Raw genomic sequence first — 20,609 nt, 5'->3', positions numbered from 1 at the left:
AGAGCACTCGCCCATTGCCCACCGCTGCACGGAAGGGATTGCAACCGGCCCGCGTCGCGTCGTACCCCGGGCCGACGTCGGATCGCAGAGGGAAACGCGCGGGTGCTGCAGCTCAGGAATGTCTCGGTGAAGCTTGGCGGCGCGCTCGCGCTGCGCCGGATCTCGCTGAGCGCAAGCGAGCGGCGCATCGGCGTCGTCGGGCGCAACGGCTCGGGCAAGACGACGCTCGCCCGGGTCATCGCCGGGCTGCAGGTCCCCGACGAGGGCAGCGCCGAGCTTGGCGGCCGCGACATGGCGCGCGACCGCAAGGCGGCGCTGCGCTCGGTCGGCATCCTCTTCCAGAACCCCGACCACCAGATCATCTTCCCCACCGTCGAGGAAGAGATCGCCTTCGGCCTCGTGCAGCTTGGCCGGAGCCGCGCCGAGGCGGCGGCGGAGGTGCAGGACATCCTCGCGCGCTTCGGCAAGACCCATTGGGCCGGGGCCGCGACCCACGGGCTGTCGCAGGGGCAGAAGCAGTTGGTCTGCCTGATGGCAGTGCTGGCGATGCGCCCGGCGCTGGTGGTGCTCGACGAGCCCTATTCAGGGCTCGACATCCCCACCCGCATGCAGCTCATGCGTTACGTCGACGAGGTCGAGGCGCGGATCCTGCACATCACCCACGACCCCGAGAGCGTGCGCCACTACGACCGGGTGATCTGGATCGACGAGGGGAGCCTGCGCGCCGATGGTCCGGCGGGCGAGGTGCTGCACCAGTTCGAGGCGCAGATGCGCCTCTGGGGAGGGCGCGATGATCTCTCTGACCTCGCCGGTTGAGACCTGGGCCCACCGGGTACCGGCGGGCGTCAAGCTCGCGGCGCTGTCGCTGGCCACCGTCGGGCTCTTCACCCTGCAGCAGCCCTGGAGCCTCGCGCTCGCGCTCGCCGCGGTGATCGCGCTGGTGCTGAGCGGCGGGCTGCGCTTCGCGACCGAGGCCGCGCGCAGCCTGCGCATCCTCGTGCCGTTCCTTGCGCTGATCGCGGTCTGGCACGCGGCGACGGGACAGGTGGCCGAGGGCATCGCCGTGGCGCTGCGGCTGATGGCGGCGCTGGGTCTGGCGAATTTCGTCACCATGACCACGCGCCTGACCGACATGGTCGCCGTCGCGAGCTTCCTGTTGGCGCCGCTGCGCCGCTTCGGCCTCTCGACCCGCGCGCTGGAACTCTCGGTCGCGCTGGTGGTGCGCTTCACCCCCTCGATCGCCCGCAAGGGAGGCCTGCTGACCGAGGCCTGGCGCGCCCGCTCTGCCCGCCGCGCCGGCTGGCAGGTCGTGATGCCCCTTGCGGCGCTGGCCATCGATGATGCAGAACATGTCGCCGAGGCGCTGCGCGCCCGGGGCGGTCTCGAGCCGCCCGAAGCTACCCGATAGGAGGACCCGCCAATGGAACGCACTCTCACCCTCGTCGCGCTCTTTGCCGCGCTCATCGCCGGGCTCGGGCTGATCCCGAAGTTCACCCTGGCCTTCGGCGTGCCGATCACCGCGCAGACGCTCGGCGTGATGCTCGCCGGCACGGTCCTCGGCGCCAAGCGCGGCGCGCTGGCCTGCCTGCTCTTCGTCGCGCTGGTCGCGCTCGGCCTGCCGCTGCTGGCCGGGGGCCGCGGCGGTCTCGGCGTCTTTGCCTCGCCCACCGTCGGCTTCCTCGTCGGCTGGCCCTTCGCCGCCTTCGTCACCGGCTTCATCGTCGAGCGCTGGAGGGGCAACCTCGCGCTGGTCGGCTCTGTGGCCTCGGTGATCGGCGGCATCCTCGTGCTCTACGTCTTCGGCGTCATCGGCATGTCGCTCACCCTCGGCAAGTCGATCCCCGAGGCGACGCTGCTGGTCACCGCCTTCATCCCCGGCGACGTGATCAAGGCGGTTCTGGCCGGGCTCATCACCTCGGCCCTCGCCCGCACCCGCCCCGCGAGCGTGCTCTCGCGCGGGTGATCCCGGTATGAGCCTGACGCCGGCGGAAGAGCTGCTGCACGCCCGCCGCTCCGCCCGCGCCTTCCTGCCCGACCCCGTGCCGCGCGCCGATCTCGAGCGGATCCTGCGGGCGGCACGCTCGGCGCCGAGCGGCGCCAACCTGCAGCCCGGCCGCTTCCACGCCCTTGCCGGCGCGCCGCTGGCCGGGCTGAGCGCCGCGCTGGTCGCGGCGGTCGAGGAAGGCCGCCCGCAGGTCGACGAGTATTCCTACTTCCCGAGCCCCATGCCGCCCGAGCTGAAGGCCAAGCAGCGCGCCGCCGGTTACGCGCTTTACGCCGCGCTGGGGATCGAGCGGCGCGACCTCGACGGCAGGCGCGCGCAGTTCACCCGCAACTACGGGTTCTTTGCAGCCCCGGTCGGCATCGTCGTCACCATCCGCCCGGACATGGGCAAGGGCTGCTTCATGGATCTCGGCATGGCGCTGATGGCGCTGATGGTCGCGGCGCAGGGCATGGGCTACGCGACCTGCGGCATCGGCGCTTTGGCGAACCATGCCGACGTCGCCCACGCCCATCTCGGCCTCGGCGCGGACGAGATGGTGGTCTGCGGCATGGCGCTTGGCCGCGCCGATCCCTCGGCGCCCGAGAACGCGGTGGAGACCGCCCGCGACGCCCTCGAGGACTTCGCCACGCTACGCGGCTTCAGCTAGAGAGCAGCACCGCCGTCCCGAGCCCGCCCGCCGCGGCGATGGCGGCGATCCCGACCCCGCCCCGCGCCCGCAGTTCATGCACCAGCCGGACCGCGTTGATCGCGCCCGAGGCTCCGACCGGATGGCCGCGCGCCAGCCCGCCGCCGCCGGGGTTGACGATGGCCGGATCGAGCCCCGCGCCGCGCAGGCAGGCGATGGCCTGCACGGCATAGGCCTCCATGATCTCGGCGACACTCAGATCCGCCGCCGTCAGCCCCTGACGCTCCAGCAGCGTCCGGATCGCCGCGACCGGGGCGAGCCCCGGCATGTCGGGCCGCCCGCCCAGCGTGAGCCCGCCCCGGTAGCGCAGCCCCTCCCGCCCGAGCCGCGCCGCGACCCGCTCCGAGACGAGGATGCAGATCGCCGCCCCGTCCGCGGCGACGGCAGCATTGGCCGCGGTGATCGCCCCCGAGAGCACCGGCGCGCGGGCCGCGAGCGGCGGCGAGAGCACCCGGGTGAAGACGTCGCGCCCGAGCCCCGCCAGCGGCACGATCTCACCCGAGAGATCGGCGGCCAGCGCCTTGGCGTGGCTGTCGATGGCCCAGGCATCCTGCTCGACGCGCGGGATGCCGCCTTCCGCGCCGAGCGCATCGGCGGCCGCGTCCATCTCGGGGTCGAGTTCGGGCCAGGGGGTGAAGGGCGGACGGTCATAGGCGGCGGGCGGCCCGCCCTCCGGGTCGGTGCGCAGGCGCAAGGGGCGGCGCGAGTAGGATTCCACCCCGCCCGCCGCCACGATCTCGGCCTGCCCCGAGGCGATCATCGCCGCGGCGACCACCAGCGCGTCGAGCCCGCCGCAGCACTGCCGGTCGAGGGTGAGCCCGCCCACCCGCTCGGGCAGTCCCGCCGCCAGCGCCACCAGCCGTGCCGGGTTGCCCCCCGCGCCGAGCGCATTGCCGAGCACCAGCTCGTCCACCGCCTCGGGCGCCAGTCCCGCCGCCGCGACGGCGGCGCGCAGCACCGGGGCGCCGAGCGCGGGGAGTTCCAGCCGCGACAACGCGCCGCCGCGCGGTGCGACGGGCGAGCGCAGCGCCGCGAGGAGGCGCACGCCGCTCATTCCCCCGCCTCCAGCCGAGCCGCGATCTGGCGCAGGTCGGGCTTGCCTGAGGCGGTCAGCGGGAAGTCCGCGAGGCCGATCACCCGCCGCGGCGCCGCGAGCGGCCCGAAGGCACCGCGGCAGAGCGCCAACAGGCGCTCGGCAGTGTCGCCATCGCAGGGCCCCGCGATCACCGCCACGAGGTGCACCCCGCGCCGCGGATCCGCGCGCGGCATCACGGCGCAATGGCGCACGCCGGGCTCGGCCAGCAGCAGCGCCTCGATATCCTCGGGAAAGACGTTCCGGTCGGCGATGGTCACCATCCGGCTGCGCCGCCCGGCGACGGCCAGGCAGCCCTCACCATCGAGCCGCCCCATCTCGCCCACGGTGACGAACCCGTCCCGCCAGCGCGTGTCGGCGCTGCTGCCCTCGGCATAACCCTCGAAGAGATAGGGGCTGCGCACCCAGATCTCGCCGACCTCGCCCGCGGGCGCGTCGATGCGGATCTCGACCCCGGGATAGGCGCGGCCCACCGCCCCCTCGGGCGTTCCGGCATCGCCCCAGGCGATGAAGCTGGTCTCGGCGGCGCCGTAGAACTCCCGCAAAGCGGCGTTGGGGCAGAGCTGCGCGATCCGTGCGCGAAGACCCTCGGGCATCCGCCCGCCGCCGCAAAGGATGTGCCGCAGGTCCGGCAGCGCCTGTCCCGCCTCGCAGAGCAGACGCAGCTGGGTCGGCGTGGCGTAGAGCAGCGTGGCCCCCGCGTCGCGCAGCGCCTCGGCCTGCCGCGCCGGGCGCTGCGCGTGGAGGCAAAGGAGATCCGCGCCAAGCCAGGCCGCCTCGGCGATGGCGTAGAGCGCCAGCGAATGTACCGGCGCGCCGAGAACCCCGTAGACATCCGCCGGGGTGACGCCCAGCACCTCGGCATTCACCCGGAAGCTGGCGATCCACGAGCCATGCGTGCGCCGGATCGCCTTTGCCCCGCCGGTGGTGCCGGACGAGCGGCTCTGCAGGATACCCTGCTCCTCCGGCAGCCGCGCGAGCCCCGTCTCCCCGATGGTGAAGCCCGCGCCGTCGCGCAGTGCGGCGCAGAGCGCGTCGAGCACGTCATCCGGGGTTTGCGGTTCCAGCAGGCGGCACGCGGGGTGCCAGTGAAAGAGGCTGTCGCTCACGCCGTGGGTCCTTCGGATTGCGCAGGTCCCCGGCCTTTTCGCCGATGCGGGCGCCGGACGCAAAGCCTGACTGCGCCGCCGCGCAGATGGGCGGCGCCGCGCGGGCCCGGAGGGCGGGACCGCCTCCGGCGGGCGTATTTGGAAAGAGAAGAAGACGGGGGCGCGGCGGCGCGGCTGAGCCCGGTCGGAAATGAAGAAGGGGCCGGAAAGACCGGCCCCTCTTCGTTGCGGTCCTGCCGCGCGTCAGTGGTTGGCGGAGGCGTTGCGCACCGCGGCGACCTCGGCGGCGCTCACCGGGCCGCCATCGTTGCCCCAGGCCTGGCGCAGCCAGGTCGCGAGCTCGGCGACTTCCTCGTCCGACAGGCGGTCCCTGTAGCCCTGCATGCGCAGAGTCATCGGGCGCTTGGCGGTGCTCGGCACCTCGGCGCCGTCCAGGATCACCGAGATCAGCGGGCCCGTTTCCGAGCCGGTCACCAGGTGGTTGCCCTGCAGCTCGGGGAAGATCTCGGGCGCGCCCTTGCCGGTGGCGAAGTGGCAGCCGATGCAGCTGTCGCTGTAGAGCCGCGCGCCAAGCGGCATGTCCGGGCTGGCCTCGGTCAGCAGCGTCGCGGTCGCCTCGCCGGCAGCATCCGCACCCGGCACCTCGATCGCGCCGGTGCCATTGGCAGCGAAGCTCTCGGGCACCTCGACCGTTGCCCCGTCCATGCCCTTGAGGAAGGCGGCCATGGCGAGGTTGTCCTCGTCGGTCAGGTACTGCAGCGAGTGCTCGACCACGAGACCCATCTCGCCATTGGCGGCGGAGTGGATGTTGCGGCCGGTGGCGAGGTAGGCGGCGAGTTCGCCGACCGACCACTGCTGCGGGGCCGAGCCCTCGCCGCGCAGGGCGGGCGCGTTCCAGCCGTCGATGACGCCGCCGGTGAGGAAGGCGTCATCCGCCGCGGTCACCCCGTCCTGCGCCATGAAGGGCGTGCGCGGGCTGTGGCAGGCGGCGCAGTGGCCGGGCCCCTCGACGAGGTACTGGCCGCGGTCCTGCAGCCCGGAGGTGCCGACCGGGTTGAAGCCGGCGTCATGGGTCAGCGCCAGCCAGTTCCACGCCCGGATGCCGAAGCGCAGGTTGAAGGGGAAGCTCAGGCGGGTGTCCTGCACCTCGTTCTTCACCGGCGCCACCTCGGCCATGAGGTAGTCGTAGAGGGCACGGATGTCCTCTTCCTTCATCAGGCGGTAGTTCTCGTAGGGCATGGCCGGGTAGAGATGCGTGCCGCCCTTGGCGATGCCGTCGACCATGGCGGCGCGGAACTCGTCATAACTCCAGTCGCCGATGCCGGTCTCGGGATCGGGAGTGATGTTGGTGGACCAGATGGTACCCATGGGCGAGGCGATGGCACGGCCGCCGGCCAGCGGCTCGCCGCCTTCGGCGGTGTGGCAGGCCACGCAGTCCGAGGCGTGCATGACGTATTCGCCCTGCCCCGGTTCCGGCTGCCAGTCGGCGGCCAGCTGCTGCGCCGGCTTGCTGAGCTGCACCGGCACGAAGATGAAGGCCAGGAGGGCGATCACGCCCAGCACGGCCAGGCCGCCGAGGATGCGGAGGAAAGTTCTCATTTACCTGCTCCTCAGACCAGCGGACGGGGGTTCGAGAGGTACTGCGTGCGGATCGCGTGCACCGTGTGATAGGCCAGACCGCCGACAAGCCCGGTCGGGTTGTACTGGGTGTTCTGCACGAAGTTGCCCGCGCCCATGGCGAAGACGTTGTGCGCCTTGAAGGTCTGCGAGTAGCGGTTGACCGCGCCCTCGCGGGCGTTCTCGGCCATGATGTGCCCGCCGGTGTTGTGCGTCGTCTGGTAGGGTCGCACGTCGTACATCGCGCCCACGTCCTTGAAGCCCGGCTGCATGAGGTCGGGGTTCATCGAGGCGGCGACCGGCTCCATCTTGCGCTTCATGAACTGGTTCATCTTCAGGTCGTTTTCCTGCCAGTTGAACGTCATGCGCATGAGCGGCCGGCCGTGGCGGTCGGTGTAGGTCGGGTCAAGGTCGAGGTGGTTGTTCGCATAGGACATGTGCGAGCCATGCGAGCCGATCGACATGGCATGGCCGTACCATTCGCCGATGCCCTGCTTCCAGCCCGCGCCCCAGCTCGGCGTGCCCTTCGGCAGCGGCATGCTGCGGATCGGCTGGCCGTTGAAGGTGCCCGCGCGCCAATAGGCGCCGCCGATGAAGCCCTCGGCGCCGAAGTCGTTCTGCGCGACCGAGAAATCGTCGATGCAGATGCCGTTGGCGCCGTGGCCGACGAACGGGTTGAAGTTGTCCTCCTTGAAGAACATCGTGATGCCGCCGTTCATCTGGTAGGCGTAGTTCTTGCCCAGCGTGCCCTCGCCCGTCAGCGGGTTGTAGGCCTCGCCGAGACCCGAGAGCAGCATCAGGTGCACGTTGTTGAGCTGGTAGCTCGACAGGATCACGATGTCGGCGGGCTGGAACACCTCCTCGCCGGCTTCCTCGTCCCAGTAGGTGACGCCGGTCGCGGTCTTGCCGTCGGCGGCCAGTTCCACCCGCAGCACCTCCGAGCGGGTGCGGTACTCGAAGTTCGGCATCCGCTTCAGCGCGCCGAGGATCGCCGTCTGCGGCGAGGCCTTGGAATACTGGTAGCAGCCGAAGCGCTCGCAGAAGCCGCAGAAGTTGCACGGGCCCATCTGCATGCCGTAGGGGTTCACGTAGGCGGTCGAGGCGATGCCCGCGGGGGCCTCGAACGGGTGGTAGCCCATGGCGGTGCAGGCGTCGCGGAACTTCGACGCGTCATAGGTCGTCGGCAGCGGCGGCATCGGGTAGTCTTCCGAACGCGGCCCCTCGAACGGGTTGCCGCCTTCGCGGATCTCGCCGTTGAGGTTGCCGGCGTAGCCCGAGATCCCCGCGACCTTCTCGAAACGGGTGAAGAAGGGCTCGAGCTCGTCGTAGCTGACCGGGTAGTCGCGCAGGTTCATCCCCTCGGGAATGATCTCCTCGCCCCAGTTGTCGCGCACGTGGCTGCGCAGCTTCAGCTCGGCCGGCTGCGGCCGCCAGTTGAGGCCGTTCCAGTGCGTGCCGGCGCCGCCGACGCCGTTGCCGGGCAGGAAGGAGCCGAGCGAGCGGTAGGGCAGCGCGGTCTCGCCGTCGTTGCGGCGCACGGTGAGCGTCTGCTGCGACGGCTTCTGCATCATCTTCAGACGCACGCCGTATTTCAGCTCGTCGATCTGCTGCGGGTATTCGAAATTCGGGACGGTGTCCTGGTCATGGCCGCGCTCGAGCGCGACGATGTCGAGGCCTTCCTGCGCCAGTTCGATCCCTGCGATCGAGCCGGTCCAGCCGAGGCCGACGATGACCACGTCCTTCTTCTTTTCCTGACGTGCCATGGTTATGCCCTTTCGCCGCTGATCGAGACCGGACCCAGCGGGTATTTCACGTTGTGGCGCTCGGGCCATTCCCGGTAGGCCGCGCGGGCGCCGGGGAAGCCGATGTAGACCCAGGACTGCATGCCGTGGTTGCCGCCGTATTGTGGGTCGGCGAAGTAGCCTTCCTTGGTGTTGCCGAGCAGGATGCCCCAGAACTCGGAAAGCTCGGGAGCCAGCGCGACGTCACCCTTCTGCAGCGAGGTGAGGGCGGCGTCCTGCTGCTCGGCCGAGAGCTCGGCGAAGACCGCGCCATGGGTCTCTTCGCACCAGGCGTTGAAGGCGGGAATGCCCTGCCGGTAGATCTCGGCCGGGTTCAGCGGCGTCTGCCAGCCGCGCGCGGGCTCGGCGGCGGGGTCGTGCGGACCTTCCATGTACCAGTCGTCGGCGGTGCCGTAGTCGCTGGCGAGCTGGCGGTCGATGAACACGGGCACGCGCGCCTCGATGGCGCCGGGGCCCTCGCCTTCGGAGGGGATCAGCCGCGCGGTCGCGGCCATGATGAACGCCCATTCGTCGGCATTCAGGTATTCGCGCTGGTACTCGTCGAGCGGAACGGGCTGCGGCTTCTGCTGCGCGGAGGCAGGCAGTGCGAGCCCGGAAAGAGCGGCCCCGGCGGCGGTGGCTTTCAGGAAGCTCCGGCGGCTCGGGTATCCGGGAAGATCGGTCATGTCAGGGGTGTCCTGCCGGTATGGGTGGAACGTTTGTGCGCTAACGAAAAGCGACACTTTGCCGCCCTACGCCGCGTCATTTTGGCGCGCAAGCGGGGAAGGCACCCTTGCAGGGCAGCTATGATCACAGATCATAGGTCCATTGAATTCGTTTACAAAAATGTGATGAGAGGGCGGGCTGACGGGTTTTCCCGTCAAAATGACCGGATCTCCCGGGCGCGGATGCCGGGCAAACCCGGCGTTGCGTCATCCGCCTTGGCACCCCCGCGCACATCATATGTGCACGAACGATCAGAACCGCCCCGCCGGACCTTGCGCACGGGCCTCGGGATCAGCCCCACATCTCGCGCATCTTGGCTGAGATATCGATCCTGCCGGGCGCCGGCGCGGTGGCACCGCCCTGCGGAGCGGGCGACCAGTGGGTGTTCTCGAAATGCTCGAGCATCTCGCGCGAGATGAAGCGCGTGCGGGTGGCATAGACGTGCCGGTCGCCGCCGCGCGTCTGCTGGGTGACGTAGAAGCGCAGCGGCAGGCCCAGCGTCAGCCGGTCCTTGGCGCGGGTCATCGCGACGTAGAGCAGCCGCCGCTCCTCCTCGAGCTCGGGCGTCGAGCCGGTGCCGAGGTCCGAGGGGATGCAGCCGTCGACGGCGTTGAGCAGGTAGACCGATTTCCACTCCTGCCCCTTGGCCGAGTGGATGGTCGAGAGGATCAGGTAATCCTCGTCCTTCAGCGGCACGCCGGACCGGTCCGAGGTGGCATCGGGCGGATCGAGGGTCAGCTCGGTCAGGAAAGCCTCGGCCGAGGGGTAGCCAAGCGCGATCTGTTCGAGCTGCAGCAGGTCGTCGCGGCGGGTGTCGGCATCCTCGTGGATGCGCGTGAGGTGCGGCTCGTACCAGGCCCGCGCAAGGCCGATGGCGGCGGGCCATGGGGCGCGGGTGGTCATCGCGGCGACGAAGCCGGGCCAGTCGGCCTCGGCCTTGGCCGGGGGTGCCACGTCGGCCAGCGCGGCGGCGGGATCGGGCGAGAGGTCGAGCGCATCGAGGATGTTGGCCGCCGACTTCGGCCCGATGCCGGGAATGAGCTGCAGCACCCGGAAGCCCGCCACCCGGTCGCGCGGGTTGCGCGCGAGGCGCAGCACCGACAGCAGGTCCTTCACATGGGCGCTGTCGAGGAACTTCAGCCCGCCGAATTTCACGTAGGGCACGTTGCGGCGGGTCAGCTCGGCCTCGATCTGCGCCGAGTGGCTCGAAGTGCGGAAAAGCACCGCCTGCTGCTTGAGCGAGGTGCCGATCTCGCGGTCCTCGAGGATGCGGTCCACCATGTAGCGCGCCTGGTCGGCCTCGGTGCTGACGGTCACGAGGCGCGGCTTCTCGGCCGAGGCGCGGGTGGTCCAGAGGTTCTTGGTGAAGCGCTCGCGCGCCTGGCCGATCACCGCGTTGGCGGCCTCGAGGATGGGCGCGGTCGAGCGGTAGTTGCGGTCGAGCGTGATGACATCGGCGGGCGGCGCGAAGGCGGCGGGGAAGTCGAGGATGTTGCGCACCGTGGCGGCGCGGAAGGCGTAGATCGACTGCGCGTCGTCGCCGACCACCGTCAGCCCCCGCCCGTCGGGCTTCAACGCCATGAGGATGCGTGCCTGCAGCCGGTTGGTGTCCTGGTACTCGTCGATCAGCACGTGATCCCAGCCGCTGCCGATATGGGCAGCGAACTCGGCATCCGACATGACCTGCGCCCAGGCCAGCAGCAGGTCGTCGTAGTCGAGCACGTTCTGCTCCTGCTTGGCGCGGACATAGGCGCCGAAGAGCTTCTTCAGCTCCGCCTCCCACATGGCGCACCAGGGGAAATGGTCGCGCAGCACCTCGTCGAGCGGCTCGCCCGCGTTCACCGCGCGGGAATAGATCGCAAGGCAGGTGCCCTTGGCGGGAAAGCGCTTCTCGGTCTGCGAGAGGCCCAGCCCGTTGCGGCAGAGGTTCATCAGGTCAGCGCTGTCCTCGCGGTCGTGGATCGAGAACTCGGGGTTCAGCCCGATCGCCAGCGCGTGCTCGCGCAGGAGCCGCGCGCCGATGGCGTGGAAGGTGCCCGCCCAGCTCAGCGCCTCGGCGACGACGCCGGTGCCCATGGCGCGGGTGGTGATCGCCTCGACCCGGCGGGTGAGCTCGGTCGCGGCGCGGCGCGAGAAGGTCATCAGCAGGATCCGCTGCGGATCGGCGCCGTTCATCAGCAGGTGCGCGACACGGTGGGCGAGCGTGCTGGTCTTGCCCGAGCCCGCCCCCGCGATGACCAGCAGCGGCGGCGGCGGCGTGGTGTCGCCGGGGCTGATGCCGAAGGTCGCGGCGGCGCGCTGGTTCTCGTTCAGCGCCGCGAGGGGGTCGGCCTGCGGTGCCTGTGTCTGTGCCTGTGTCATCTGCTGCCCGATCCTGCGCTGCCCTGCGGCTTGGTCTGATCACGGCGAGCATAGCGGATCGGGAACATAATGGGAACTTCGATCTCGCGGCAACTCCCCGCGAGCAACGCTCCGTCCCGCAAGAAGCAAACCGCCCGGGCGAAACCGATCGCCCGGGCGGTGCCACTGCTCGGAAGCTGCCGTCAGTCGGCGAGCGCGTCGACGATGGCCTGCGCCTCGCCGCCGGTTTCCGCGACGACCTCGTCGGTGACCTTCAGCGCCGCCTCGTTGAACGGCGCCGCCTGCTCGGGGGTCAGTTCGATCACCTGCTTGCCGTCCATGGCGCGGAAGGCCTCGATGCCGTCGGCGGCCACGGTCAGCTGCACCTTGTTGCCCAGCACCGACGCCTCGCGGCCCGCGTCCTTGACGGCGGCCTGCTCGTCCTCGGAAAGGCCCTGCCATGCGTCGCGGTTCATCACGATGAAGAACGGCGAGTTGGTGGTTTCCATGCCCAGCGTCAGGTAATTGGCCACCTCGCCCAGCTTGAAGGCGCGGGTGGCGGTCGCGTCAATCATCGCGCCGTCGATCACGCCGGTCTGCATGGCGTTGTAGATCTCGTTCACCGGCATCGACACCGGGGTCGCGCCCCAGGCCTCGACCAGCTTGCCGGTGTTGCGCGAGGGCACGCGGATCTTCTTGCCGGCGAGGTCATCGGGCGAGTCCACGGGCGTGTCGCGCATGTAGAGCACGTTCTCGGCGCTCGACCACAGCGAGACCAGCTGCACGCGGCGGTACTCGGATTGGAAGAGGTCGATGTGCTCCCACAGCTTCTCGGTGCCGGTGTCTTCCTCGATCACGTCGGGCAGCTCGGCGATCAACGTCAGCGGGAAGTTCGAGGCGGTGTAGCCCGGCAGCGAGATGGCGAACTCTGCGACGCCATCGACGACACGGCTGTACTGCTCGACCGGGCCCGGCCCAAGTTCGCCGCCGTTGTAGAGCGTGACGGTCAGCTCGCCCTTCGATTTCTCGGCCACCATGTCGGCGAAGGGCTGGAACGCGCCCGCGACATAGGGGTGGGTCGGCGGCATGAAATTGGCGAACTTCATGTCGGCGGCGAGTGCGGAACCGGCGACGACGGCAAGGGCCGCGGCGGTGGCGAAAGTGGTGAAACGCATGGTTATCCTCCCCATGGAAAGGCCGGAAGACGGGCCGGCCCATTGCCACACACATGCCGCTTTTGCATGACGAGAGCCAATTCGAAGAGCGTGACGGCGGATAAGTTCCGGCTATAGGATATGGTACTCTCGCGCGGCCGAGCGGAGCCGTTCCAGCAGCAGTTTCTGCGCCCCCGTGGGCATCCAGTCAGAGCGTAGCGTCAAGCCGATGGGGCGGCTCGGCCAGTCCACGTCGACATCAATCCTTTGCAGCAGGCCGTTGGCGACTTCGGCTACAGACTGCGCCTCGGAGATGCAGCCGAGGAAATCGCCGCGCCCGAGCAGCTCGCGCATGAAGAGGATCGACCCCGCCTCGATGACGCTTTTCGGCCCGCCACCGGGACGGCCGGCGAAGAAGGCGTCGAAATGCGTCCGCGACGGCGTGCCCTCGCGCGGCACGACCCAGGCGTGACCGGCGAGGTCCTCGGCCGTCAGGCCACGCGCCTCGGTCAGCGGGTGGCCGCGCCGCGCCAGCACCGCGAGCCGGTCGTCGAACAGCCGCTCCTGCACCACGTCGCCGATCGGCGCGGGATCGCGCAGCGCCCCGAGGATCAGGTCGATGTCGCCGCGCCGCAGCCCGGCGAGAAGATCGTCGTAGAGCCCGTCGACGATGCGGATCGGCTGGTAGGGGCGGCGGGCGCGGAACTCGGCCACCGCCTGCGGCAGCAGCACCGAGCGCGCCAGCGGCAGCGCGCCGATGACCAGCTGGCCGACCTCGCGCCCGTCGATCTCGGCAAGATCCGCCTCGGCCTGCTCGAGTTCGGCAAAGGCAAGCCGCGCGGCCTGCGCAAGCGTCGCGGCGGCCCGGCTCGGCACCAGCCCGTTGCGCCGCCGCTCGAACAGCTTCTGCCCCGCTTCGGTCTCGAGCTGGGTGATCGCGCGGTGCACCGTCGGCTGGGCATGGCCGAGGTTGCGCGCGGCGAGGGTGAAGTTCTCGGTGTCCACCACCGCGATCAGCGCCGAGAGCTGCGCGCTCGAGGCGGTGAGGCAGAGCCGCGGCGACAGCGCCGCCAGCGCCGGGTCGAGCCGCGAGAAGGCCCGGGTGACCCGCGCGCCGAGCATCTCGCCGCGCTCGGTGGCGAAGACCCCCTGCCCCGTGCGCTCGAAGAGCCGACCGCCGGCCTGATCCTCCAGCTTGCCGAGCGCCTGCGTGACCGCAGGCTGCGAGACATGCGAACGCGCCGAGGCGAGCGTCAGCGACCGCAGGTCGAGCACCGCGAGGAACACCCGCAGGTGGCGAAGATTGCGCGAGATCATGGCCGGACGCCCGGCCCGGCGCGGCATGGCCCGGGCGCCGGGCGAGGCCCCCGGATCGGCCGGGCCGACAAGCCCCGTCCCGGCGTCACGTCATAGGCTGGCGCAAGCGCGCTTCCGGTGCCCGCCAATCCCGACGAGAATAGCCGCAAAGCGTGGCGACAGCCGACGAAAGCCAGCCCTGCAAGATATTCTCCGTGCCTCGTCATCTTCACACTCCTCCGGTCGCGATCCGCCAACCTGTGCCACATAGCCTCGCGTACCGCTACGCAGTATAGTCAAATCTTATCGCGCTTCACGGCTTTCGAAATTGCCCGCGGCCCCCTCGCCATGACATCCCCTAGGCAAGTCATCCGGAGGAGACATCAATGTCCGAGAAGAAAACCGCGCTCATCATTTCCGCCCATGCCGCCGACTTCGTCTGGCGCTGCGGCGGCGCCATCGCGCTGCACACCGAGCTGGGCTACAACGTCACCGTCGCCTGCCTGTCCTTCGGCGAGCGTGGCGAGAGCGCGCGCCTCTGGAAGGAAGGCAAGTCGCTGCAGGAGGTCAAGGACATCCGCCGCGGCGAGGCCGAGGCGGCGGCCGAGGCGCTCGGCGTGCACGAGCTCGTCTGCTTCGACAAGGGCGACTACCCGCTGCACCTCGAGCAGGAAGACAAGTACGAGCTCGTGAACCTCATCCGCAAGGTCCAGCCGAAGTTCATGATGAGCCACTCGCAGTACGACCCGTACAACACCGACCACATGTACATGTCGCAGATCTCGCTCGAGTGCCGGATGATCGCCCAGGCCTGGGGCCACAACCCCGGCGAGAAGGTGCTCGGCGCGCCGCAGCTCTACCTCTTCGAGCCGCACCAGACCGAGCAGATGGGCTGGAAGCCCGACACCTTCCTCGACATCACCCCGGTCTGGGAGAAGAAGAAGAAGGCGATGGAGTGCAACGAGGGCCAGATTCACCTCTGGGACTACTACACCCGCGTCGCGCAGCAGCGCGCCAACCACTTCAAGCGCAACTCCGGCGGCATGTCGGGCGGACGCGACTGCAAATACGCCGAAGGCTTCCAGTCGATCTTCCCGCGGACCGTCGACGAGCTCTGAGAGAGGGGGGCGATCAGCCATGACCCAGCCGACCAACCCCAGCTTCGACATCGCCCACCTCGGCCATGTCGAGATGCTCACCGACAAGTTCGACGAGAGCCTCGATTTCTTCACCCGCGTCTACGGGCTGAAGCTTTCCGGCATGGACGAGACCAGCGCCTACCTGCGCGCCTGGGACGATTACGAGTTCTGCACGCTGAAGCTGACCCGCTCGGACACCACCGGCGTCGCGCACATCGGCTACCGCGCCGCCTCGCCCGAGGCGCTGGAGCGCCGCGTGGCGGTGATCGAGGCCTCGGGCTACAAGGTGCACGGCTGGACCGAGGGCGACCTCAGCCACGGCCGCGCCTTCCGCTTCGAGGACCCCTTCGGCCACGTTTTCGAGATCTACTACGATACCGTCTGGTACGCGCCGCAGGACGAGGCCGACCGCGCCGCGCTGAAGAACACCGCCAGCGCCTTCGAGGGCGCCGCGCCGCGCCGGCTCGACCACCTCAATCTGCTCAGCTCGGACGTGACCGAGTTCAGGCGCTTCATGGAGACCTGCCTCGGCTCCCGCGTGACCGAGTACATCCAGCTCGACAACGGCCGGCTCGGCGGCTGCTGGTTCACCGTCAACAACAAGACCTACGACCTTGCCTGCACCGAGGAGCATGGCGGCGGCAATGCCCGGCTGCACCACGTGACCTATGCCACCGACCAGCGCGAGGACATCCTGCGCGCCGCGGACATCTTCCTGCAGAACGGCGTGCACATCGAGACCGGCCCGCACAAGCACGCGGTACAGGGCACGTTCTTCCTGTATGTCTGGGAGCCCGCGGGCAACCGCGTCGAGCTGGCCAACGCCGGCGCGCGGCTGATCCTCGCCCCCGACTGGCAGCCGGTGTGCTGGACGCAGACCGACCGCATGAAGGGCCAGGCCTGGGGGCTGAAGACGATCGAGAGCTTCCACACCCACGGCACGCCGCCGGTGAAGACGGGCTGAGGCCCCTGCCCGGCGGCACCGGGCGTGGCGCCGCCGGGATTTGCGTATTTGAAAAGAGAAGAAGCAGGAGGAGCCAACATGGCAGTTGTCGTTCAGAACGTGGCGCGCGCCGAGAAGGACGCCATCGACGCGCTGGGGCGCGCGGGCGTCGCAACCGTGCACGAGGCGCAGGGCCGCAAGGGGTGCCTGCAGAGCTACATGCGGCCGATCTATCCCGGCGCGCAGATCGCCGGCTCGGCGGTGACCATCTCGGCGCCCCCGGGCGACAACTGGATGGTGCATGTCGCCATCGAGCAGCTGCAGGAGGGCGACATCCTGGTGCTTGCCCCGACCTCGCCCTGCGACAACGGCTATTTCGGCGACCTGCTGGCGACCTCGGCGCAGACGCGCGGCTGCCGCGGGCTGATCATCGACGCCGGCTGCCGCGACGTGCGCGACCTCAAGCAGATGAACTTCCCGGTCTGGTCCAAGGCGATCAGCGCGCAGGGCACGGTCAAGGAGACGCTGGGCTCGGTCAACGTGCCGGTGGTCTGCGCCGGGCAGGCGATCGAGGCGGGCGACGTGATCGTCGCCGATGACGACGGCGTTGTGGTCGTGAAGCGCGCCGAGGCCGAGGCGGTGCTGGCCAAGGCCGAGGCGCGGCTGGCGGCCGAGGAGGCCAAGCGCCAGCGCCTCGCGGCGGGCGAGCTCGGGCTCGACATCTACGACATGCGCGGGCGGCTGGCCGAGAAGGGCCTGAAATACGTCTGAGTCGGCGGGCAGCGGGAGTCGAGTATTTCGGGAAAGATGAAAGGACGTGGGATGGATGAAGCGGATGGCATTCCTTGCCTCTGGATGCGCGGCGGCACCTCGAAGGGGGCCTATTTCCTTGCCTCGGACCTGCCCGGGGACGTGGCGGCGCGCGATGATCTGCTGCTGCGGATCATGGGCTCGCCGGATCCGTCGCAGATCGACGGCATCGGCGGCGCGGATCCGCTGACCTCGAAGGTGGCGCTGCTCGCGCCGCCCTCGCGAGCGGGGGCTGACGTCGACTATCTCTTCCTGCAGGTCTTCGTTGAGCAGGCGCTGGTCTCGGACGCGCAGGGCTGCGGCAACATCCTCGCCGGGGTCGGCCCCGCCGCCATCGAGCGCGGCCTCGTCGCACCCGCGGGGGACGAGACGCCGGTGCGCATCCACATGCGCAACACCGGCGAGATCGCCCTCGCCCGCGTGCAGACGCCGGGCGGCCGGGTCAGCTACCGCGGCGCGGCGCGCATCGACGGCGTGCCCGGCCAGCACGCGCCGGTGCCGCTGATGTTCGAGGGGCTGGCGGGCTCGATGTGCGGCGCGCTGCTGCCTACGGGCAATGCGGTGGATGTGATCGACGGGGTGGAATGCACGCTCATCGACAACGGCATGCCCTGCGTGATCCTGCGCGCCTCGGACATGGGGATCGAGGGCACCGAGAGCCGCGAGGTGCTCGACGGGAACGCGGCGCTGAAGGCGCGGCTGGAAGCGATCCGCCTCAAGGCCGGGCCGCTGATGAACCTCGGCGACGTGGCCGAGAAGTCGGTGCCGAAGATGACGCTGGTCTCGGCGCCGCAGGGCGGGGGCGTGGTGAGCACCCGCAGCTTCATCCCGCACCGCTGCCACGCCACCATCGGCGTCTTCGCCGCGGTCAGCGTCGGCACCGCCTGCACCCTGCCCGGCAGCCCCGCCGCCTCGGTCGCCGTGCTGCCCTCGGACGAGACCTTTGCCATCGAGCATCCCACCGGCGGCGCCGAGGTGCTGCTGGAGCGGGACGGCGCGGGGAACGTGGTCCGGGCCGGCACCCTGCGCACCGCGCGCAAGCTCTTTGACGGGCGGGTCTTCCCGCGCGGCTGAAGCGCCCGCGGCGGAAATGTTTGTCCGGCCGGCCTGCAGGGCGTAGCCTCCTTGCCGAGGAGAGATCGGCAAGGGGAGATCCCGATGGCGGATTGCGTGAAACTGCGCCCGGGCGGCACCTACGCGGGCAAGCAGGGCTTCGACTATTTCGAGGGCATCGCGACGGAGACGGTCGGCAGCCAGGGCGTCTGCATGCACCTGCTGACCATCCCGCCGGGCGGGCGGGCGAAGGCGCACAAGCACCTGTCGCACGAGACCGCGATCTACGTGATCTCGGGCAGCGCGCGAATGTACTGGGGCGAGCGGCTCGAGAACCTCATGGAGGTCCGCGCCGGCGACATGATCTACATCCCCGCCGACACGCCGCATCTGCCGCTCAACGACGGGCCCGAGCCCGCCGTCGCGGTCATCGCCCGCACCGATCCCAACGAGCAGGAAAGCGTCCACCTGCTGCCCGAGCTCGAGGCACTGGTGCCCGGCTGATCTCTGCGCTAGGCCGGGCCCGACCCCAAGGGCCCGGCAGGCGCAGCGAGAAGGAAGCCACGGATGAGAGACGATACGCGTGTGCCCGAGCTCGAGACCGCGCGGCTCATCCTGCGCGGCCACCGGCGCGAGGATTTCGCGGCCTGCGCCGCCATGTGGGCCGATCCGGCGGTGGTGGCGCATATCTCGGGCGTGCCCTCGACCGAGGAGCAGTCCTGGTCGCGCTTTCTGCGCTACGCCGGGCACTGGCAGCACCTCGGCTTCGGCTACTGGGCGGTGATCTCGAAGGAAGACGGGGTCTTCCTCGGCGAGGTCGGCTTTGCCGACTACCACCGCGACACCACGCCCTCGCTGGCGGGCAGCCCCGAGGCGGGCTGGGTCTTCGCCAGCCACGCCCATGGCAAGGGCTACGCCACCGAGGCGGTGACGGCGATGCACGGCTGGGCGGATGCCAACCTTCCGAACGCGCAGACCGCGGCGATCTTCGATCCGGCGCATTCGGCCTCGATCCACGTGGCGCGCAAGGTCGGCTACGGCGGCGACAGGCTCGGGCTCTACGGCGAGCGCGAGACGCTGTTCCTGCAACGCCCGCGCCGCGCGGGCTAGCAGCGGGCGGAAAGGACCTCCCCCGCCCGGCGGCAGGGAAGGTCCGCGCCCTCAGGCGAGGTGCTTTTCGAAGAAGGCCTCGGTGCGCGCATGGGCCAGATCGGACGCCTCGGCCACGTAGCTCGGGCGCGCGTCGTTGGCGAAGGCGTGGCCGGCGTCGTAGAGGTGCACCTCCATCTGCGGCAGGTAGGCCTGCGCCTCGGCCAGCATCTCGGGCGGCACGTGATCGTCGCTGCGGCCGAAATGGCCCAGCATCGGCGCGCGCAACGGGCTGTCGAGATATTGCGGCAGGCGCGTGCCGTAGAAGGCGACGGCGGCATCCGCGTCGGTCTTCTGCGCGGCGCGCAGCGCGAGGCCGCCACCCCAGCAGAAGCCGATCACCCCGACCTTGCCGCCCTTGGCGCGCAGCGCGTCGATGGTGGTGGCGACATCGGCCATGGTCTCGTCCAGCTTGGCGGCCAGCATCAGGTCACGGCCGATCGGCCCCTTGTCGAAGGGCACCACCACGCCGCGCTCCTGCCGGTCGAACAGCGCCGGGATCGCCACGTTGTAGCCAAGCGCCGCGTAGCGCTCGGCCACGCCCTTCAGCTGGTCGGTGATCCCGAAGATCTCCTGCAGGATCACGATGCCGCCGCGGGTCTCGCCCTGCGCCTCGGCCATCCAGCAGTCGAAGCCGTGCCCGTCCGCCGCCGTGAGAGTTGTCATCATGTGTTGTCTTCTCCTCGAAAAGCTCCGGGGCCGCGACTGGCGGCCCCGGCTGAAAGATCATTCGCCGACCTTGATCCCGGCTTCCTCGTAGTAGCGCAGCGCGCCGGGGTGGTAGGGCGTGGTGCTGGCCGGGGCCATCTTCGAGAAATCCGCCGCCTTGAAGGCGCCGAAGGCCTCTCCGAGCGCCTCCTTGTTCTCGGCGATCGCCTTGACCATGTTGTAGATCAGGTCATCCGAGACATCGGCATTGGTCAGCAGCACCCAGGGGATGCGGATCAGGTTGGCGCCGGATTTCTCGAGCCCGGTGGTGTTCTCGTTCTGCGGCAGGCTCGCGATGGTGCCGGCCGAGAGGTATTCCTTGTAGGCCTTGGTGGCCTCCTCGGAATTGTCGAGCGAGATGTAGCACAGCCCGCCGCGGTCCTTGAGCTTCACCGAGGCCTCCTGGCCGGCGCCGGCGTTGAGGCTGACCAGCGCGATGTCCACCAGCCCGTCGCCGAGCGCGGTGATGCCGTCGACGAAGCTCGACACCGGCACGTTGACGAAATCGTCGTAGCTCAGCCCGCCGGTCGCCAGCGCGCCCTTGATGTAATAGGGGATGATCGTCGACGAGGTGTATTCCGAGGCGATGCGCAGGTCGGAATGGCCCTTGAGGTCGGCGACCGTCGCCAGCCCGAGGTCGCAGGGCGCCATGATGCCGGTGGTGAGGTTGAACAGCGTGCCCACGAGCCGCACGTTCGGATGCGCGCGGTCGAAGTTGCCGGTGCCGGAATAGGCGAATTCCGCCTCGACACCGTTCGAGAAGCCGAAGTCGATCTCGCCGGTCTGCAGCAGCGGCATGTAGCCCACCAGCGGCTGGGTGCGCACGGTGATGCCGTGCTCGTTGGCGACCCGCGCCAGCGCCTGGCCCGAGTTGTAGGCGACCGAGCCCTGCGCGCCGGTGGCCATCGAGACGACCTGCGCCTCGGCGATGGTGCCCAGCGTCAGGCTCATCAGCCCGGCGATCGCGACGTGTTTCAAGTTAGTCATTGGTTCCTCCCTGT

The 20,609-nt window shown here is 69.9% G+C and carries 20 protein-coding genes; 10 read left to right on the top strand and 10 right to left on the bottom strand.

The window, feature by feature from the left end; genetic code table 11:
* The first annotated feature begins 102 nt into the window (after window positions 1-102).
* From PVT71_RS26915 to PVT71_RS26900, 4 genes are read left to right on the top strand one after another with little or no spacing between them, the layout of a single operon-like run.
* Entirely contained in the window at window positions 103-816 is a 714-nt protein-coding gene (locus PVT71_RS26915) for an ABC transporter ATP-binding protein (RefSeq protein ID WP_353476308.1), read from the top strand.
* Window positions 791-1,408 carry a CbiQ family ECF transporter T component gene (locus tag PVT71_RS26910; protein WP_353476307.1) on the top strand — a complete coding sequence of 206 codons (618 nt, stop codon included), beginning with the start codon at window positions 791-793 and terminating at the stop codon, window positions 1,406-1,408. The genes PVT71_RS26915 and PVT71_RS26910 overlap by 26 nt, the downstream gene beginning before the upstream one ends.
* Before the next feature lie 12 nt (window positions 1,409-1,420).
* The gene (locus PVT71_RS26905) at window positions 1,421-1,963 is read left to right on the top strand and encodes a biotin transporter BioY (protein ID WP_353476306.1); all 543 of its coding nucleotides are present in this window, start codon (window positions 1,421-1,423) and stop codon (window positions 1,961-1,963) included.
* Between the two features lie 7 nt (window positions 1,964-1,970).
* Window positions 1,971-2,651 (top strand): nitroreductase, encoded by a 681-nt coding sequence (locus PVT71_RS26900; RefSeq protein WP_353476305.1) that lies wholly within the window; start codon window positions 1,971-1,973, stop codon window positions 2,649-2,651.
* Here the strand turns inward: PVT71_RS26900 and PVT71_RS26895 are convergent.
* The 8 genes from PVT71_RS26895 to PVT71_RS26860 form a co-directional block, all read right to left on the bottom strand.
* A complete protein-coding gene (locus tag PVT71_RS26895; RefSeq protein WP_353476304.1) occupies window positions 2,644-3,744 on the bottom strand; it encodes a thiolase family protein in 1,101 nt (366 codons plus the stop codon). The genes PVT71_RS26900 and PVT71_RS26895 overlap by 8 nt on opposite strands.
* The gene (locus PVT71_RS26890) at window positions 3,741-4,892 is read right to left on the bottom strand and encodes an AMP-binding protein (RefSeq protein ID WP_353476303.1); all 1,152 of its coding nucleotides are present in this window, start codon (window positions 4,890-4,892) and stop codon (window positions 3,741-3,743) included. The genes PVT71_RS26895 and PVT71_RS26890 overlap by 4 nt, the downstream gene beginning before the upstream one ends.
* Window positions 4,893-5,135: 243 nt before the next feature.
* Window positions 5,136-6,491: a cytochrome c gene (locus PVT71_RS26885; RefSeq protein WP_353476302.1), complete on the bottom strand. Its 1,356-nt coding sequence runs from the start codon at window positions 6,489-6,491 to the stop codon at window positions 5,136-5,138.
* A gap of 11 nt (window positions 6,492-6,502) precedes the next feature.
* Window positions 6,503-8,272 (bottom strand): GMC family oxidoreductase, encoded by a 1,770-nt coding sequence (locus PVT71_RS26880; RefSeq protein ID WP_353476301.1) that lies wholly within the window; start codon window positions 8,270-8,272, stop codon window positions 6,503-6,505.
* Window positions 8,273-8,274: 2 nt separating this feature from the next.
* Window positions 8,275-8,976, bottom strand: a complete 702-nt coding sequence (locus PVT71_RS26875; protein WP_353476300.1) for a gluconate 2-dehydrogenase subunit 3 family protein — start codon at window positions 8,974-8,976, stop codon at window positions 8,275-8,277.
* 331 nt (window positions 8,977-9,307) lie between these two features.
* Window positions 9,308-11,377, bottom strand: coding sequence for an ATP-dependent helicase (locus PVT71_RS26870; protein ID WP_353476299.1), 2,070 nt, complete (start codon window positions 11,375-11,377; stop codon window positions 9,308-9,310).
* Window positions 11,378-11,559: 182 nt separating this feature from the next.
* Window positions 11,560-12,531, bottom strand: a complete 972-nt coding sequence (locus PVT71_RS26865; protein ID WP_353476298.1) for a TRAP transporter substrate-binding protein — start codon at window positions 12,529-12,531, stop codon at window positions 11,560-11,562.
* 111 nt (window positions 12,532-12,642) lie between these two features.
* Entirely contained in the window at window positions 12,643-13,827 is a 1,185-nt protein-coding gene (locus PVT71_RS26860) for a LysR family transcriptional regulator (RefSeq protein ID WP_353476297.1), read from the bottom strand.
* 365 nt (window positions 13,828-14,192) lie between these two features.
* Between PVT71_RS26860 and PVT71_RS26855 the strand changes: the two genes are divergently transcribed.
* The 6 genes from PVT71_RS26855 (at window position 14,193) to PVT71_RS26830 (ending at window position 18,861) form a co-directional block, all read left to right on the top strand.
* Window positions 14,193-14,924 carry a PIG-L deacetylase family protein gene (locus tag PVT71_RS26855; RefSeq protein WP_353476296.1) on the top strand — a complete coding sequence of 244 codons (732 nt, stop codon included), beginning with the start codon at window positions 14,193-14,195 and terminating at the stop codon, window positions 14,922-14,924.
* Between the two features lie 19 nt (window positions 14,925-14,943).
* On the top strand, window positions 14,944-15,909 hold the full coding sequence (locus PVT71_RS26850; protein ID WP_353476295.1) for a VOC family protein: 966 nt from the start codon (window positions 14,944-14,946) through the stop codon (window positions 15,907-15,909).
* 78 nt (window positions 15,910-15,987) lie between these two features.
* The gene (locus tag PVT71_RS26845; RefSeq protein WP_353476294.1) at window positions 15,988-16,659 is read left to right on the top strand and encodes a 4-carboxy-4-hydroxy-2-oxoadipate aldolase/oxaloacetate decarboxylase; all 672 of its coding nucleotides are present in this window, start codon (window positions 15,988-15,990) and stop codon (window positions 16,657-16,659) included.
* 51 nt (window positions 16,660-16,710) lie between these two features.
* Entirely contained in the window at window positions 16,711-17,772 is a 1,062-nt protein-coding gene (locus PVT71_RS26840) for a 4-oxalomesaconate tautomerase (protein WP_353476293.1), read from the top strand.
* A gap of 84 nt (window positions 17,773-17,856) precedes the next feature.
* A complete protein-coding gene (locus tag PVT71_RS26835) occupies window positions 17,857-18,255 on the top strand; it encodes a cupin domain-containing protein (RefSeq protein ID WP_353476292.1) in 399 nt (132 codons plus the stop codon).
* A gap of 63 nt (window positions 18,256-18,318) precedes the next feature.
* Window positions 18,319-18,861, top strand: a complete 543-nt coding sequence (locus PVT71_RS26830; protein WP_353476291.1) for a GNAT family N-acetyltransferase — start codon at window positions 18,319-18,321, stop codon at window positions 18,859-18,861.
* A 51-nt stretch (window positions 18,862-18,912) separates the two neighbouring features.
* Here PVT71_RS26830 and PVT71_RS26825 read toward each other — a convergent pair whose 3' ends face one another.
* Both PVT71_RS26825 and PVT71_RS26820 read right to left on the bottom strand, forming a co-directional pair.
* On the bottom strand, window positions 18,913-19,569 hold the full coding sequence (locus PVT71_RS26825) for a dienelactone hydrolase family protein (protein WP_353476290.1): 657 nt from the start codon (window positions 19,567-19,569) through the stop codon (window positions 18,913-18,915).
* 57 nt (window positions 19,570-19,626) lie between these two features.
* Window positions 19,627-20,595, bottom strand: coding sequence for a TAXI family TRAP transporter solute-binding subunit (locus PVT71_RS26820; RefSeq protein WP_353476289.1), 969 nt, complete (start codon window positions 20,593-20,595; stop codon window positions 19,627-19,629).
* Window positions 20,596-20,609 lie beyond the last annotated feature (14 nt).

The sequence above is a fragment of the Salipiger sp. H15 genome (assembly GCF_040409955.1).
Classification (GTDB): domain Bacteria; phylum Pseudomonadota; class Alphaproteobacteria; order Rhodobacterales; family Rhodobacteraceae; genus Salipiger.
Note: the sequence above shows the minus strand (reverse complement) of the source record. Positions and strands in the feature narration are given on the sequence as shown.